Raw genomic sequence first — 16,317 nt, forward strand, 5'->3', positions numbered from 1 at the left:
GCGCCTTGCGCTGACGCTTCGTCGCGGTCTGGCTGGTCATGCCGGTGCAAGTTGGGGCGTCCGTGGCGATGTCAACGCGAAGACCAGAAGTCCCAGAAGCGTCAGCCCGAAGCCTGCCCATACCGCAGACAGCAGTTCGTAACCGGCAGCAATAGCCAGGCCACCCGCCCAAGCTCCGATGGCATTGGCGACGTTGAGGGCGGCGAGGTTCATCGCTCCCATGAGGGTCGGTGCCTCCGGAGCGAAGCGCGTAAGGCGAACTTGGATCGTCGGGATCGCCACCATCATCGTCATGCCCACTCCGAACAATGCTGGAAACAGAAGCCACACGTTCCGGCCGCCGGCCGCAAGGAGCGCGAGCACGATCAGGGCGCTGCCGAAGCCCGCAAACAGCCCTCGCGCAGGATAGGCATCCGCAAGCTTTCCGCCGATCAAATTGCCGGCCGTCATGCCAAGTCCGAACAGCGCGAGTGCGACGGGAATCCAAGCCCGATCGAGTGTCGCGACGTCCGTGACGAACGGACCAATGAAGGTGTAGACGGCGAAGATACTCGCCACGCCGAGCGCCGCGACGATCATCATCACCCAGACCGTGGGCTTGCGCAGCGAACTGAGCTCCTGGACGACAGGCCCGCCGTGAAGCGCTTCGGTTCGGGGCACCCACGTCCACAAAGCCAGAAAGGCGAATGCTGCGAGCCCGGCTACTGCCAGATAGGTATTTCGCCAACCGAGATTCTGACCAAGGAAGGTGGCAAGCGGTGAGCCTATGATCGTGGCGACCGTCAGCCCGGTCATGACCAGCGCGAACGCCTTTCCTCCGTGACCAGGTCCGACTATGTACGAAGCCACCACAGCGCCGGCGCCGAAATAGGCACCTTGCGGCATGCCGCTGATAAAGCGCGCCAAAGCAAACATGCCAAGATTTGTGGCGAGCGCCGAGAAAAGATTGCCAAGGATGAACAGCCCCATCAGATAGAGAAGGAGCGTGCGCCGGTTGAACCGAGCCGCCGCCAGTGTGACGAGCGGGGCGCCTATCACCACGCCAAAGGCATAGGCCGTTATCGCGTTCGTCGCAGTGGGAAGATCGATTCCAGAACTCGCCGAGAAAAGTTGAAGAATCCCCATGCTCGCAAACTCGGACGTCCCTATGCAGAAGCTTCCAAGCGCCAATGCAAACAGCGCCCGGCCGCGACTGCGCTGCTCAACTTCGCTGGTGCAATGTACCTTCACGGCCGCGCATTGGGCGTCATAGGCTTTGGCCAACATCTGTGAGTTCCTTTTCCCCGGGGTTCATCCCGGGTCGCACAGGCCGGATGAGCACCTTGTTGTCGCGATCCATGCGGCATCCTCGGCGTGCGGCCCAGGTCGCGATCCCGAACCTTGTTTCCCGGGATTATCCGGCAGGCGGCGCCGAACGCCCAGTTAAATGAAGTAAAACTACGGAAGGGGGCTTATCTTTGGCATCAGGTCTTTGACGGCGTTCCCATGACGTCGGCCGACTACGCGCGCAGGTCTAAGAACTTGCGTGCCTTCATCATTCTTATTCTTCGGGACATCTCTTGATCGCCTCCTCGCCGGTGAGGTCATGCGTCGAACGGATCTATCCCGAGCTGTTCATCCGCCAAGCTGAAGCCCGCGCGCGATCTCTGCTTCATTGTTTCGTGAGGCGAGCGACTTCGATCATGAAACGGAGCAGAACACATTGCCGGCGACGTTCATCGCGGATCGACAATAGCTTGCGCCCGACGTCGCCAACTAGCAGATGATCGTCGAAAAATTGGGGGGAGCCGCGCTTCGCATTGGTGCGGCGTCATCGCTAGCCAGCAACGCGTGCCATATGCAGCAGCTGAGAGGCGTTACGAAGATCTTGTGTGTCAAAGCCTTCGTGGAATCCTCGATAGATGGGTTCGAGCAATCCAATTGATTCACTGAAGCGGCGGGTATCGATATAGTGCGCGGCAAGATCACTCGCGGCGCGTAGCTCGAACGATCGCGCGCCGATCGTGTGCGCTTCGATCACGGCCTCTTTCCACATCCGTTCGGCTATAGCGTGATCTCCGGCCCGGTGCCGAATGGCGGCATCGACGCGCATCAATTCGCAGCGGCACCAACGCTCTCCTTGCTGCTCCTGAAACTGGAAGGCAAGGGCAATCGTGTCGCTTGCCTCGTCAAGCAGCCCGCGGTGCAAAAGGACGCGTGCAAGGCCCGCGATATACATGCCGATGCGCAACAGATACCTGCACTCGATCATGTGGTCGATTGCGTTTCCAACATCGCGATACGCCTCGCGAGCTCCCTTTAGGTATCTAACTAGGCCCATGAAATAGTGATGAACCGGGATCCAGCGGGGAATGATCTCCTGCTCCATATTGCGTTGCATCAGCACGGAATAATGTTCGAGAAGCGCAATGTTTCCCGTCTCCAGCGCCAAAGGCAGCGCAGCCAGTCCCAATGCGTTGGATTGCGACAGCCAATGTCCGGCGCGCCCTGCCTGATCGACAGCGTCGCGGGTAACAACGTCGGCATAGTCGGCGCGCCCGGTCATCCAGGCAATAAAGGTGAGGTAACACCGGACCGACACGAATCGGATGACGTCCTGCCTTGTCATCGCTTTGCTCTTGCCAGCAAAGGAATGCTGCACTGCAAGCCGGTCAAGGACCTGCCCGCTTTCGACAAAATCTCCTCTATGGGCTTTGGCCCAAGCCAGCGCGCGATCTCCTTCCGGTGCGGCTGACCAGTCGCGGTGGCGAATCGACAGTCTCTCGGACTCTTCCAGACAGCCGATCGCCTTATCGATCTTTCCAACCTCCATGAGGTAATATGCGAGGCCCTCCAGACCCCGTTGTTCATATTCAAGGCTTTGGGCCTGCTGTGCAAAGCGGATGGCGTTGAGCCAAGCGTCCTCAATTTCCTTGCGCATTTTCGAGTAGAAGAGGCTCCATGCCCGCGAGCAGGCAAGTTTAGCCTTGAGAAGGTCGTCTATGGGCACGCTGTCCGCCAGCCTCAGTGCCACTTCTGTGCGCTCCTGGGCTTCTGAAAGGATCGAGGTCTCTGACCAGAGTGGGATGGCAGCTACGGTCAATTTGATACCGAGCGCGATATCGCCGTCGGGTCCGAAAGCCCAAGCGAGTGCAGCACGCAAATCGGCGAGGCGGCTCACATACCGTGTGGTCCAATCGCCTGTTTCGAGCCAGTGCCACTCGTCCTCCGATCTCTTGAACAGATAGAGAATGCGCTGCGCATGATATCTGCGAATTAAGGCATCTGCCTTATCAGCGCGACGTTTCTCGGCGGCGTAATGGCGGGTGCTGTCGAGTTGTCGGTAACGCAGACCAGGCCCATTGACTTCCGCGCTCAGCAACGATTTTGCGACGAGACCACCAAGACCTGTAATGACATCGATAGTATCCAGACCTACCGCTTCGCCAATGTGGACGACATCCTCTGAATCGAAGGAGTCGGCAAAGGCTGAAACCAGGCGGAAGACGGTCGCCTCTCTCTGCGAAAGGAGCCGATAGCTCCAGTCTATCGTTGCAAGCAGGGTTTCGTGTCGTGAAGCCACGCCATGAGGACGAGGGTTGGAGAAGCTGGCATGCTGATCGAGCATCGCCAACAGCTCCAAAGGTGAGTAGTTCCCGAGCTGCGCCGCCGCCAGTTCGATCGCCAGCGGCAATCCTTCCAGCGATCGGCAAATCGATACGACTGCGTCGCAATCGACATCGCTGACTTGGTAACCGGCCCATTCCAATGCCCGAGACACGAACAATTCCACAGTGGGGAACGATATGGCGCGCTGCAAGGACAAATCCCACTCGTCGTCAGGAACGGCAAGCGGCCCGATCCTGATCAAGAATTCCTTGTCGAAACCCAGTGGCTCGCGGCTGGTCGCCAGGACTTTCGATGGTCCATTTTCCAATGCCAGGCTACGTGCAAAAATCGTAGCGGCAGGCAGCACATGCTCGCAGTTGTCGAGAATAATGAGCATCCGGCGCGAACGCAGATAGTCGAGTATGGCAGCAAAGCTGTCGTCTGGATTGCCACGAATGCCAAGTGCGGTCAGGAGCGCGACTGGGAGAAGAACAGGGTCATCTATTGTTGCGAGATCCACCAGGCAGAGGCCGTCCGGGCACGCCTGCGCATGAGCGTTGGCTGCCGCAATGGCAACGGTTGTCTTGCCAATACCGCCGGCACCCACCAGTGTGACATACCGCTCACGGTGCAATGCAGTCAGCACGTCGCCAAGCTCGGTCTCCCGACCCACGATGTGACCCTGTGAGGGGAGATGACCAAAGCTCGGATTCTCGTCGATGACATTCCCCCCCTCGAACGCGCCGATGCCGGTCTGCACAGGTGCAATGAACCGATATCCTCGGCCGACCACCGTGGCGAGATAGGCAGGATTCAGCTTTGTGTCGCCCAGTCGGCGACGCAGGTGGGACATGTTGACCTTGAGGTTGCTCTCATCGACAAAGACCCCGGGCCAGGCAGCAGCCATCAGTTCCTCTTTGCTGACGAGCTCGCCATCCCGCTGCACAAGCAGTCGCAGTAACTCGAAGGCCCGACCGCCGAGCTTTATGGGATGTTTCCCGAGGAGTAGCAGTTGGCGGCTCGGAATGAGACGATACGGCCCAAACGAGAATACCAACTCGGCTTTTGAGCGTTCTAAAGCTTCGTCCACCGTATAGGCTCCTTGCACTCAGATCGGACTTATGTCGGCGGCAGTTCAAACGCCCAAATCGGCGCGGCTGTCGGCCTGGTGATCGTCCGTTTGTGCGAAGCACTGGCGAAAATGCCGTCCTGCTTCGGCTGGAATCCGTTGCGAATTATCTATTTTTGCCCAACCATGCGCGGTTGAATGGTCGAGGGCGAACACGTGGGTCTGATTCGTTTGTCCAACATTCCCAATGCGCGGCTTTTGCCACGATTTTGGACTGCAGGTTACCCCGCTATGGCTGACGGAAACCCCGGTCAGGCTCAAGCCCCGGAAGCAGTTTTTTAACCCAATTTACCTCGTTTAACCACCGTCGTGCCTCCTTCGATGTTAGAGAGGTTTCAGGCCACGATGGCGAGAGCGCAGGCTCAGGCATAGCGGCGGCAAGTATCCGCGACAGAACTATCTGATTGAAGACGTCACCACTCCGTTGGCTACGTCGAGGACGCATGCGTGCTCCAAAACGATTGAAATCTTGATCGAGAAAGCGAGCAAGACGATGCCACGCTCCAGCTACAGCCTCACGCTTTCCGAAGCGAAACGGATGCTCATCGCAGGCGAAGCCAAGGCGGCCAGCATGGGCGTCCCTTACAACATTGCCGTGGTTGACGCCGGCGGCGCGCTCATCGCGTTCACGCGCCAGGACGGCGCGCTGATCGGCAGCATCGATCTCGCCATTGGTAAGGCAGTGACAGCGAGGATCTTCGACAAGCGCACCTCGGATCTCGCAAAATTGGCACAGCCGAGTGCGCCGCTCTTCGGCATCGAGCAGAGCAACGGCGGCCGGGTGGTGATCTTCGGCGGCGGCCTGCCTGTCCTGGTCGATGGCAATATCGTCGGCGCCGTCGGCGCGAGCGCGGGAACGGTCGAACAGGATATCGCCGTGGCAGAGGCGGCCGCGGCGAGCGTCAACGAAACTGGAATCATAGAGGAGAGGAGAAGCACATGAAAGCCGCTCGTATACTTGAATATCACAAACCGCTCGTTCTCGAAGATATAGCAGTTCCCGACATCCAAGGTGACGAGGTGCTGGTCAAGGTGGCGGCATGCGGGATGTGCCGATCCGACGTGCTCCTGGTGGACGGATTTTTCCAGAATTACGGCGATATCCCGCCGCCGGTCATCCCGGGCCACGAGATCACTGGCACGATAGACAAAATTGGCAGTGTTGTTCCAAAAGCCGCGGGACTCGAGGAAGGCGACCATGTCGTGGTCGCGCCCGGGTGGGGCGACGGTGTATGCCGGCACTGCCAGGTCGGCAACACCCACATCTGCCCCAACGTACGCTGGCCTGGCTTCGGTACCTATGGCGGGTTTGCGGAATATATTCCGGTTCCGGCACGTTACGTGATCAAGGTCGCGAAACACCTGAAATTCGAGCAGCTCGCTCCGCTCACCGATGCAGGGCTAACGCCCTATCGCGGCCTCAAGAAGATCCGTGATGCCGGTGGACTCGGCCCGGATCGGGTAATCGGCGTGTTCGGCATCGGGGGTCTCGGCGTTTATGCCGTCCAATATGCCAAGTTGCTCGGCGCAGGCGCGCCTGTCGTCGCGTTCGCCCGCAATCAGGGCAAGCTTGAAATCGCAAAGCAGTATGGTGCTGATCACCTGATCGATATCAAGGGCAAGTCTGCGGGCGATATCGGCAAGGAGCTTAAAAAGGCCACGGGGCAGGACAAGCTCGATGCGATCATCGACTGCGCTGGTGCACCGGAGATGATGCAGTTGGGCTTTGCTCTGCTGGCAATCAGCGGTCATTACGCCGATGTCGGTTTCATCGGTGATCGCATCGACGTCCCGCTGTTCCCGCGGGTGTCGGGCGAGCAAACCTTTCACGGATCTTTCTGGGGCAACAATGCGGACCTCAGCGAAGTCATGGCGCTCGCCGCCGCAGGCAAGATCCAGCACACCATCAAGACCATCGGTTTCGACGAGATCAACGAATATCTCGATCTCCAGCGGGACAATAAGGTCGTCGGCCGGGCGGTGGTGAAGTTCTGATGGCCTAAGGCGCAACGATAACCAAAGGAGAAAACCGTGACTCAACATGTCCTGTTCATCGTCACTAACGCGGCCGTGATCGGTCCGCACAGTCGCAAGACCGGCTTCTTTTTCGCCGAGGTCGCTCATCCTTTCGACGTCCTCGACAAGGCGGGGATCGCGGTCGAGTTCGCGTCCCTTGCTGGGGGATGGACACCTTACGACGCATACGACGAGAAAGATCCCGCGCAGAAGGAGTTTCTCGAGAGCAAGGCCTTTCGTCGGCTGAATCACAGCCGAAAGTTGTCCGAAGTGGACGCCGCCGACTACGACGCCATCCTGGTGCCCGGCGGCCTTGGGCCAATGGTTGACATCCAGCGCAATGCGACCGTGCAGAAAGCCATCGTGCGCGCCTGGAGTACGGGCAAGCTCGTGACCGCTGTTTGCCACGGTCCGTGCGCGCTGCTCGGCGTGGACCTTGGTGATGGCACACCATTCGTACGCGGCAAGAAGCTCACGTCGTTTTCGAAGAAGGAAGAGTACGACTACGCCCGCGATGACGTACCCTACGAACTCGAGGACGCGTTGAGGGCAGAAGGGGCCGAGTACTCGTCTACATCCAACTGGGAGCCCCACGTCATCGTTGATGGCCGCCTCATCACCGGCCAGAACCCCGCTTCGGCAGGGCCGCTGGCGAAAGAGTTGCTCGCCGCTCTCAAAGGGTGAACTGCTGAGACGCGGGCTGAAATATTCGGCGTGCGACTTGAATGCGCACGCTCGAAGCTTGGCCACTCAAAGACGCCGCACTTGCCCACTTTCATCGGGAGCCTTCCTATGACGCAATCGCCGACCAAGATCACTGCCGTCCTGACGGCCCATCCCGGCAAGGCGGTCGAGTTACGAACACTGCTTGTTGGCATGGCACCGCTTTGCAGGGCCGAACCCGGCAATCTGCGCTGGGAGGTCTGGCGCGACCGGACACATGGCGAGCGCTACGTGCTCGACGAGCTCTATCTGGACGCCGCAGCGGCAGAGGCACATCGCGAGACGGCGCACTATCAGGCCTATCTGGCCAAGATTCCCGAACTGGCCGAGCGAACGGCCTGGGTGCTGGAGGCGGTGGAGATCGGATAAGCGGCAAGCCTTGCGGATTTGTGGCTCCCGGTTGGGTAGACGGATATTTCTCTGCCCGCTCATCTCCCTGGATAAGATAGGAGGAAGAGGATGATAGAAGTTGTGCAAGCCTTCGACCGCGTGCGCATCGCGGAGCTGCCGACAGATGACGCGTCGGCGCTTGAAATGAAACTGGCGACGGCGCATGCCCGGTTCCAGGATCGCGCGGCGTGGTTACAGCCGCACGAGCGGATGGCGGTGCTTCACAAGCTCGCCGGTCTTGTCGAAAAGCAGCGCGAGGCCTTCGCGATGCTGATTGCGCGTGAAGGCGGGAAGCCCTATTCGGACGCATTGGTGGAGACTGACCGGGCGATCGATGGCATCCGCAACGCGGCTGACCTCTTGCGTGCGCGGGGCGGCGTCGAGATACCGATGGGCCTTACCCCTGCGAGCGAGAACCGTCGCGCCTGGACCATCAAGGAACCGATCGGTGTGGTGGCGGCGATTTCGGCCTTCAACCATCCGCTCAACCTAATCGTACACCAGGTCGCGCCCGCCATCGCCACCGGTTGCCCGATCATCGTCAAGCCTGCAACCGCGACGCCGCTCTGCAGCGTCGAACTCGTCAAGCTCGTCCACGCCGCCGGTATGCCCGATGGCTGGGTGCAGACGCTGCTCCCAGAAACGCGTGAGCTCTCCGAAGCCTTCGTGACTGACGCACGCGTCGCCTTCCTGAGCTTCATCGGGTCGGCGCAGGTTGGCTGGCGACTGCGCTCGATCCTGGCGCCCGGCACGCGCTGCGCGCTCGAACATGGCGGCGTCGCGCCCGTCATCGTCGACCGGAGCGCCGATCTCGATGCGATCATCGAGCCGATCGCCAAAGGCGGTTATTACCATGCCGGTCAGGTCTGCGTCTCGGTCCAGCGCATCTATGTGCATGCGCAGCTCAAGAATGCCTTTGTCGACCGGTTCGCCGCCCGTGTAGAGGCGTTGCGTGTCGGCGATCCGACCCGCGCCGACACCGAGGTCGGCCCGCTGATCACGCCGGCCGAAGCGAAGCGGGTAGGGGCCTGGAACGACGAAGCAGTGGCGGCGGGCACTCGCAAGATTGGCGGCGAGCGCCTTAGCGAGACGACGCTCAAGCCCGCGATACTCGTCGATCCGCCGCGCGGGGCGAAGGTCTCGACGCATGAGATTTTCGGGCCGGTCACATGCGTATATGGCTTTGACCAGATCGAAGAGGCGATCGCCGCGGCCAATTCGCTGCCGGTCGCTTTCCAGGCGAGCATCTTCACGCGTGAACTCGACGTCGCCTTCGATGCGGCAGAGCGGCTCGATGCTTCGGCGGTGATGGTGAACGATCACAGTGCCTTCCGCACAGACTGGATGCCATTTGCCGGGCGGCGCGAGTCAGGCTACGGCGTCGGCGGCATCCCCTATACGGCCGCTGAGATGACCGCGGAAAAGATGATCGTCTTCAAGCGGTAGGGCCGCTCGGCCGACAACGATTTCGGAAAAAGACAGGCCACGGACCGAAGGTGCCAGGACATGGCCCAAATTCGGGGAGCACTTCATGATCGTCAAGGGGTAACAGGGATCGATCCGTCAGCGCCTCCAGGCCGTCGTCCTTGTAGCGGTTGAAGATCTTGTAGCCGGTCTTGCGCGAGATGCCGAACTCCCGGCACACATCGCTCATGCCTTCGCCCTCAAGCAGCCGGGCGACAAATCGAAGACGTTCCTCCATCACCGAAGTCTCTCTCCACGGCATCAACACCTCCCGCAAAAAGCGAAAAGTGTTACCCATGTCTCCGGTACGAAACGTCACCTATCTCTCGGGTCGGGCAGCTTACAATATCTAACCGGCAGCAGTACGTTTCGATAAAGCGCTCTCGGCCTCTTCAGCTTCGAATATTCTCTTGACCTACGCGGACGATAAAAGCTCTAAGGCGATATGGAGATGTCGAGCATTGTCGCGCTTCCAGGCGTTACGGCAATCGGGCAGCGCCAATGTTAACCAAGAGCACGACCGGGATAGATGTCAGCGGACAAAAAGGCGGCCAGAAAAACGAGGCGAACCCAGGCCGAACGATCTGAGGAAACACGTAGAAAGCTCTGTCAGGCGGCACTCGATGCGATGGATGAGGTGGGATACGGCCGGTTTTCGACGGAGGATGTCGCGCTTAGAGCCAATGTCTCGCGTGGCGCGCTGACCCATCAGTTTCCCAGCCGCAATGCCTTGATCATCGCCGCCTTTGATTATCTCATCTTATCCTGGGAAGAAGACTGGCTCCTGTTCATCGAAAAGAACGAGCGGCATCTGACCCCCGACGAGGTAACAGACTTTCTCTGGGAGAAGCTTTTCCAGGCGGGCAACTACATCGCGTCGCTGGAAATCATGCTCGCCTCCCGTAACGACGACGAACTCGGCAACGGCATTCGCGAGATCATGGTCAACTGGGCGTCGAGCCGCGACAAGGCGATCGCTAAGCTGCTCGGCGTTTCGCTGGAGCGGCCCGAGACGGACGAGTTCATCCAACTCAGCCTATGCGTTCTGCGCGGCATCGCGCTCCACAGTAGCTTCAGTTCCAATTCCACGAAGGAGCTTCAGAGAAGCCTCCTTGGCAAATGGAAGGAAATGCTGGTCGCGACCTATGGAGGCAGCCGGTAGGCGAGGGCTTCTTCCCCGCCTCTCACTTTACCCACGAAACTATGGGCGGGAACAGGCTGGTGAAATACGGGTTCCGTCCGGCCTCGGCGATGGCGAGGTGAAAATACGTGTCGGTGGCGATCATAGCCAGCGCATTCTGAGATCGCACCGCCGCCGCGGGAGGACTGGAGCTCGCGGATGGTGTTGAGGTCTTCGTTGCGATGATGTTTGGCGGCCGGTTGCGTAGTGCCCCGGAACATCGGGGCCGGTGCAACGAAAAACGTGTGCATGTTCACGAAATCGATTGCGACACTATGGTAGAGCGGTTCGGCAGCGTGTCAGCCCGTCGCCCGAGAGGCGTGTCAGCGCCTCTCGGATCGGGATTCGCGGCATGCCGAAACGCTCCGCCGCAACCACTTCGTCGATGGGTCTGCCGGGCGGGAGTTGGAGATTGACAATCTCGTCGCGGGGCAGGTCGTAGAACTTTTGCGCCGGAGCCGCGCTTTCGTTCGCTCTGACGCGGTGCCTCAATCTGCCGCTCCCTGTTGCCGTATGACAATGACGTGGTTTTGCATTCTTGCCTAATATGTGCGCATGGGCGGATTTTGCACTGCGAAAGGCATCCTTTGACATTTTCGCTATTTACAAACAGACGTGTTCGTTTCTATCATGAGAAAAATAGCGAATTGGGGACTTTATGAACAGTTACATTTTCCACGGCGGCAAGGTTCTCGACGTTGATCAAGGCGTACTTCTCGACGGCGTCGAAGTACAGGTCGAAGGCGATCGCATCGTCCGCGTGTCGTCACAGAAGATCGACGCCAGCGGCGCGGCGCGCGTTGATCTGAAGGGCCGGACACTGATGCCGGGGCTGGTCGATGCCCATGTCCATGTCATCGCCACGCTGGTGGATCTTGCCAAGAATGCGGAACTTCCTTCCTCCTTGATCGCACTGCGCACCCGCAAGATCATGCATGAAATGCTGATGCGCGGCTTCACGACGGTCCGCGACCTTGCCGGTGCCGATCTCGGACTCAAGCTCGCGGTAGAAGAGGGGCTGATCGATGGCCCTCGGCTTGTGATCTGCGGCAAGGCGCTAAGCCAGACCGTCGGTCATTGTGACTATCGTGCTCGCACCGACAAGCGCGAACTGCATGCCGCTTCCCTCGGTGCGCTCGGACGCATCGCCGATGGCGTTGACGAAGTTCGCCGCGCAGCCCGCGAGGAAATCAAGGGCGGTGCCGAGTTCATCAAGATCATGGCGAACGGAGGCGTTTCCTCGCCCAACGATCCGATCCATGTGCTGCAATACTCCCGCGAGGAAATCCGCGCCATTGTCGAGGAGGCGGAGAATTACGGTCTCTACGTTTCCGCCCACACCTATTCTGATGCATCGATCCGGCGCGCGGCGGAATGCGGCGTGAAATCTCTCGAGCACTGCAACCTCATCACCCTGGAAACCGCGAAATTCGCCGCGCAAGCCGGTGCGATCGCCTGCCCGACCCTTGCCGCCTACGAAGGGCTTGCCCTGGAAGGGGCTGCTTTTGGTCTCGGCGCGGATTCCCAGGCCAAGATCGATACCGTGCGCACAGGTGGCCTGGAATCCCTTCGCCTGATGAAGGAAGCAGGTTTGCCGATGGGTTTCGGAACGGACCTGCTCGGGCAGCTGCACAAATATCAGTCGATGGAATTCGAGATCCGGGCCAAGGTTCTCTCGGCGCACGACATCCTCCATTCGGCGAGTAGGGTTTCCGCGAAGCTATGCATGATGGAGAACCAGATTGGCGTGATTGCGGAAGGCGCCTATGCGGATTTCGTGGTCGTCAACGGCAATCCGCTGGAGGACGTGGCAATCCTGTCCCGCCCTGAGGAGAGTCTCGCTGCTATCATTCGCGGCGGTACATTCTACAAAAACACGCTTGCGGCCTGACCCGCGATGATCCGGGGACGCACCATTCCGGAAAGATCGGGGCGCTGGCTCGTCGGCGGCCTCAATCTCTTCGCGCTTGGATTGATGCTCTTGCCATTGATCCTGGTGTCCTGGCTGTCGGTGATCTCGAACGAGATCCTATCACTGCCGGTAGAGGGCTATTCGCTGCACTGGTATCAGCAGGCGTTTCGCCAACCACAGTTTCTGGATGGGTTTATCCTCAGCGTACTGGTGGCGGCCTTTGCCGCCGCCGCCGGACTTGCGGTCTCGATACCGGCGGCGATCGTCATTGTGCGGCGGGCGTTTCGTGGCCGTACGGCGGTGCTTCAACTGCTGATGTCACCGATGACAGTGCCGGCCATCGTGATCGGCGCATCGCTCTACATTATGGTGGTGGAGATCGAGATTGCCAGTGGGCTGCCGCTGACGGGGTCGGTGGGCGTGTTCGTCATGGGCCACATCCTGCTCACCATTCCGTGGTGCATCAGGCTTCTGGTCGCTTCCCTGGAAGGCGCCAACCTGTCGATCGAGGAAGCCGCCGCCAGTCTGGGCGACACGCCGGCTGGCATCATATGGCGGGTCACGTTGCCCATGATCCGTCCCGGCATATTTGCCGCCGCCGTATTCTCCTTCGTGGTCAGCTTCGGCAATCTCGAAGTCTCGATCTTCCTTGCCGCTCCCGGCCAGGTCACGCTTCCGGTTGCCATGATGCAATACCTGGAATGGAAGATCGATCCGACCATCGCCTCCGTATCGGTGCTGCAGGTTCTGTTTGTTGCGGCCGCGCTGATGATCTCCAACCGCTTCGTGAACATTTCCAGGATAGTCTGATGGCCAATGTGAACATTGCCGGTTTGGCGAAAAATTACGGGACATTCCGCGCGGTCTCCGACCTGTCGTTGAAGATCGAGGAAGGCGAGTTCCTGATCTTCCTCGGCCCGTCCGGCTGCGGCAAGACAACCACCCTGCGCATGATGGCGGGCTTCATCGAGCCCGATGCCGGCCGCATCCGGATCGGCGCCCGCGACGTGACACGTGAACCGCCACACCGGCGCAATATCGGCCTCGTCTTTCAGAACTACGCGCTTTTCCCGCACCTGACGATTTTCGAGAACGTCGCCTTCGGTCTGCGGCGGCGCAAGGTGGCCGAGGCCGAACTCCGCAAGCGGGTGGGGGAGGCGCTTGAGCTGGTCATGCTTTCGCACCTGGCGGACCGGCTTCCCAAGCAATTGTCCGGCGGACAGCAGCAGCGTGTCGCGATCGCGCGAGCGCTGGCGATCCGCCCGGACATTCTGCTCCTCGACGAACCGCTGTCGAACCTTGACGCAAAGCTGCGCCTCCAGGTGCGGGACGAATTGCGCACCCTGCAGAAGTCTCTCGGTATTACGACGGTCATGGTCACCCATGACCAGGAGGAGGCCATGTCGGTCGGTGACCGGCTCGTTCTCATGCAGGCGGGTGTGATCGAGCAGATCGGCTCGGCTGACGAACTTTACAATATGCCGGCCAACCGCTTCGTCGCGGACTTCATCGGCCGCACCAACTTTCTGCGGGGCCAGGCTGTCGACGGCGCGGCGTTCCGGACCGAAGGCGGTCTCCTTCTCAAGACGTCGATCCAGCTGCCGGGCTCGCAGGAAGTGCTGATCCGGCCGGAAGCCATCCGCCTGACGCGGCAGGAGACGGCGGATAACGTCAACTGCTTCAAGGGACGCCTCGACAGATGCGTTTTCCTGGGCGGCATGATGGAGCTGGATATTGACGTGGCTGCCGGCGGGCGGCTGAAAGCCATCGCATCGCCACGCGAACTCGACTTCGAGGGGATCGCACCGCAGGCGGGCGCCGAGATCTTCGTAAGCGTTGCCTCGAAGGATGTCGTTCCGCTCTGAGGCATGACCGGCGCGTCGCCGGATCCACCAATCGACCCATCAGATGTTAAAAAAAGGGGAACCTGAAAATGACAGACATCTCTCGTCGTAAATTCGGAATGCTCACCGGTGGCCTGCTGCTATCCTCCGCTCTTCCCAGCTTCGCACAGGCCGGGGGACGCGTCGTGGTCGGCACCTGGGGCGGCGACTATCAGAACCTCCAGCAAGCCAATATCGTCGATACGATCCTGAAGGAAAGCGGCATGCAAGTCGTCTTCGACCCGGCGGCGGAGACGGTTCGCAAATCAAAGATTCTCGCCGAACGCCGGCTGCCGCGCGGTAGCATGGACGTCGCCTGCCTGACGCGTCAGGGCACGTACGAAATGTACGCCAACGGAGCTTTGGAAGAACTGGACGAAACCAAGGTTCCTAATATCGTGAAGGTCCATCCCTTCCTGCGCACCAAGTACAGCATTCCGCACATGTATACCGGCCGCGTTATCCTCTACAATCCCAAGGAAGTGAACCCGGCGCCGACTTCGTATGCAGACCTCTGGGACAAGAAATATGCCGGCCGCATAGGCGTGATCGACATCCAGTACCAGAACACCATCGAATCCGCGGCGATGATCGCCGGTGGCGGGCCGTCCAACGTTGAGCCCGGCAAGGCGAAACTGCTCGAACTGAAGCGGCAGGGAGTCAAGATCTACCCGACCAACGAAGCCATGGCCCAGGCACTGAAGACCGGCGAAGTGGTGATGTGCATCATGTGGAATGCGCGCGGCTACATGTGGCAGAAGGCCGGCATCGACGTGCAGGTCGCCGTTCCGAAGGAAGGGCTGGCGCTTTACATCTCCGATGTCGGCGTGCCGAAGAACGCTCCGAACAAGCAGGCCGCCTTCGCCTATCTCAATGCGATGCTCGAGGAGGCGCCGCAATCGGCATTCGCCTCGAAGATGGGTTATGCGCCTCCGAACTCCACAGTTAAACTGGAGCCGGCGCTCGCCGCCGTCATCGACTATTCCAAGGACCAGCAGGGCGGCTTCGTGCTGCCGGACCTGGAATACATGGCCAAGGTGGATGCGGACCTCCAGAACTGGTGGGAAAAGGTTTTCAAGGCCTGACCTCCCTAGGCCTCGAGGAGCCGCCGGCATTCCCGGATGCGGCGGCTCCTCTCGCGATTCCTGTACGATCTCAATCCGGATGCCGGCAGATGCAGAAAAATAGTCTTTCCGCGGCGGGAATGCTGATGCCCGCGACATTCATGGTGGTGCTGTTCATGGCGCTGCCACTGCTCTATCTTTTCCGCTACAGCCTGAACGCTTATGTGCCCGGTCAATTCATGGTGAGCGACTTCACGCTCGCCAATTTCGTGGCGTTCTTTTCCGAGACCTATTACCTGATCGGCATGCGCACGACGCTGGTCATGTCCTTCGCCGTGACGGTGACCTGCCTTGCGCTCAGTCTTCCTCTTGCGAACTGGATCTCGCGAAAGCAAGGCGGCGTGAAAACGTTGCTTCTGATGCTGGTGATCCTGCCATTGTTCATTTCGAACGCGGTGCGCGCCGCCGGATGGATGGTGGCTTTCGGCAAGACCGGGGTCATCAATTATGCGCTACTATCCGCCGGCCTGATCTCTGCGCCTCTGGAAATCATGTACACGCCATATGCCGTCTTCGTCGGCATCGTCGCGGTGAACCTGCCTTACGTCGTGCTGACCTTGCAGAGCGTTTTCGAAGGTCTCGACGAGAACGTCGAATATGCGGCCTCGAGCCTTGGCGCCAATCCGTTTGAGACCTTCGTGCTTGTCAAGCTGCCGCAGATCGTGCCGGGCATCCTGGCAGCATTCGTGCTGTCCTTCATCCTGACGATGAATGCCTATGCGACGCCGGTGCTGCTGGGCGGGCCATCTTTCCGCATGATGTCGCCGATGATCGTCGGGGAAATATTGAACAAGGCAAACTGGCCGTTCGGCGCTGCCCTGTCCTTCATCCTGCTGTCCGTCACCGTCTCGATCACGGCTATCGCGGGCTACTACATAAAACGGCGATACTGAGCTCTCGAGACAATG

General features: G+C 59.9%; 13 protein-coding genes and 2 pseudogenes. 11 read left to right on the forward strand and 4 right to left on the reverse strand.

Features of this window, described 5'->3' with window-relative positions; all coding sequences use genetic code 11:
- Nucleotides 1-36 precede the first annotated feature (36 nt).
- Together ACR9ZQ_RS00535 and ACR9ZQ_RS00540 are read right to left on the reverse strand one after the other, a co-directional pair.
- Complete coding sequence (locus ACR9ZQ_RS00535; protein ID WP_481426537.1) at nt 37-1,266, reverse strand: MFS transporter; 1,230 nt, start codon at nt 1,264-1,266, stop codon at nt 37-39.
- A 550-nt stretch (nt 1,267-1,816) separates the two neighbouring features.
- Nucleotides 1,817-4,678, reverse strand: a complete 2,862-nt coding sequence (locus tag ACR9ZQ_RS00540) for an ATP-binding protein (RefSeq protein ID WP_481426538.1) — start codon at nt 4,676-4,678, stop codon at nt 1,817-1,819.
- A gap of 532 nt (nt 4,679-5,210) precedes the next feature.
- Between ACR9ZQ_RS00540 and ACR9ZQ_RS00545 the strand changes: the two genes are divergently transcribed.
- From ACR9ZQ_RS00545 to ACR9ZQ_RS00565, 5 genes are all read left to right on the forward strand, one after another.
- Nucleotides 5,211-5,660 carry a GlcG/HbpS family heme-binding protein gene (locus ACR9ZQ_RS00545; RefSeq protein ID WP_481427258.1) on the forward strand — a complete coding sequence of 150 codons (450 nt, stop codon included), beginning with the start codon at nt 5,211-5,213 and terminating at the stop codon, nt 5,658-5,660.
- Entirely contained in the window at nt 5,657-6,712 is a 1,056-nt protein-coding gene (locus ACR9ZQ_RS00550) for an NAD(P)-dependent alcohol dehydrogenase (protein WP_481426539.1), read from the forward strand. The genes ACR9ZQ_RS00545 and ACR9ZQ_RS00550 overlap by 4 nt, the downstream gene beginning before the upstream one ends.
- 36 nt (nt 6,713-6,748) lie before the next feature.
- Nucleotides 6,749-7,417: a type 1 glutamine amidotransferase domain-containing protein gene (locus tag ACR9ZQ_RS00555; RefSeq protein ID WP_037106710.1), complete on the forward strand. Its 669-nt coding sequence runs from the start codon at nt 6,749-6,751 to the stop codon at nt 7,415-7,417.
- Between the two features lie 108 nt (nt 7,418-7,525).
- Nucleotides 7,526-7,825: a putative quinol monooxygenase gene (locus ACR9ZQ_RS00560; RefSeq protein WP_481426540.1), complete on the forward strand. Its 300-nt coding sequence runs from the start codon at nt 7,526-7,528 to the stop codon at nt 7,823-7,825.
- 90 nt (nt 7,826-7,915) lie between these two features.
- Complete coding sequence (locus ACR9ZQ_RS00565; RefSeq protein WP_481426541.1) at nt 7,916-9,292, forward strand: aldehyde dehydrogenase family protein; 1,377 nt, start codon at nt 7,916-7,918, stop codon at nt 9,290-9,292.
- Between the two features lie 70 nt (nt 9,293-9,362).
- Here ACR9ZQ_RS00565 and ACR9ZQ_RS00570 read toward each other — a convergent pair.
- Nucleotides 9,363-9,572 (reverse strand): annotated as a pseudogene (locus ACR9ZQ_RS00570) (helix-turn-helix domain-containing protein); the annotation flags it as partial.
- Nucleotides 9,573-9,839: 267 nt separating this feature from the next.
- Here ACR9ZQ_RS00570 and ACR9ZQ_RS00575 point away from each other — a divergent pair.
- Nucleotides 9,840-10,472 carry a TetR/AcrR family transcriptional regulator gene (locus ACR9ZQ_RS00575; protein ID WP_481426542.1) on the forward strand — a complete coding sequence of 211 codons (633 nt, stop codon included), beginning with the start codon at nt 9,840-9,842 and terminating at the stop codon, nt 10,470-10,472.
- Nucleotides 10,473-10,521: 49 nt separating this feature from the next.
- On the opposite strand, the pseudogene ACR9ZQ_RS00580 reads toward ACR9ZQ_RS00575, so the two are convergent.
- Nucleotides 10,522-10,983, reverse strand: a pseudogene (locus ACR9ZQ_RS00580) (GntR family transcriptional regulator); the annotation flags it as partial.
- 165 nt (nt 10,984-11,148) lie between these two features.
- Between ACR9ZQ_RS00580 and ACR9ZQ_RS00585 the strand changes: the two are divergent.
- The 5 genes from ACR9ZQ_RS00585 (at nt 11,149) to ACR9ZQ_RS00605 (ending at nt 16,302) form a co-directional block, all read left to right on the forward strand.
- Nucleotides 11,149-12,381: a metal-dependent hydrolase family protein gene (locus ACR9ZQ_RS00585; protein WP_481426543.1), complete on the forward strand. Its 1,233-nt coding sequence runs from the start codon at nt 11,149-11,151 to the stop codon at nt 12,379-12,381.
- A 105-nt stretch (nt 12,382-12,486) separates the two neighbouring features.
- Complete coding sequence (locus tag ACR9ZQ_RS00590; protein WP_481427259.1) at nt 12,487-13,212, forward strand: ABC transporter permease; 726 nt, start codon at nt 12,487-12,489, stop codon at nt 13,210-13,212.
- Nucleotides 13,212-14,267 (forward strand): ABC transporter ATP-binding protein, encoded by a 1,056-nt coding sequence (locus tag ACR9ZQ_RS00595; protein ID WP_481426544.1) that lies wholly within the window; start codon nt 13,212-13,214, stop codon nt 14,265-14,267. Before ACR9ZQ_RS00590 ends, ACR9ZQ_RS00595 begins: the two co-directional genes overlap by 1 nt.
- A 68-nt stretch (nt 14,268-14,335) precedes the next feature.
- The gene (locus ACR9ZQ_RS00600; RefSeq protein WP_481426545.1) at nt 14,336-15,370 is read left to right on the forward strand and encodes an ABC transporter substrate-binding protein; all 1,035 of its coding nucleotides are present in this window, start codon (nt 14,336-14,338) and stop codon (nt 15,368-15,370) included.
- Between the two features lie 89 nt (nt 15,371-15,459).
- Nucleotides 15,460-16,302, forward strand: coding sequence for an ABC transporter permease (locus ACR9ZQ_RS00605; protein ID WP_481426546.1), 843 nt, complete (start codon nt 15,460-15,462; stop codon nt 16,300-16,302).
- Nucleotides 16,303-16,317: the final 15 nt, after the last annotated feature.

The sequence above is a fragment of the Rhizobium sp. KNZ14-9A genome, assembly GCF_056755015.1.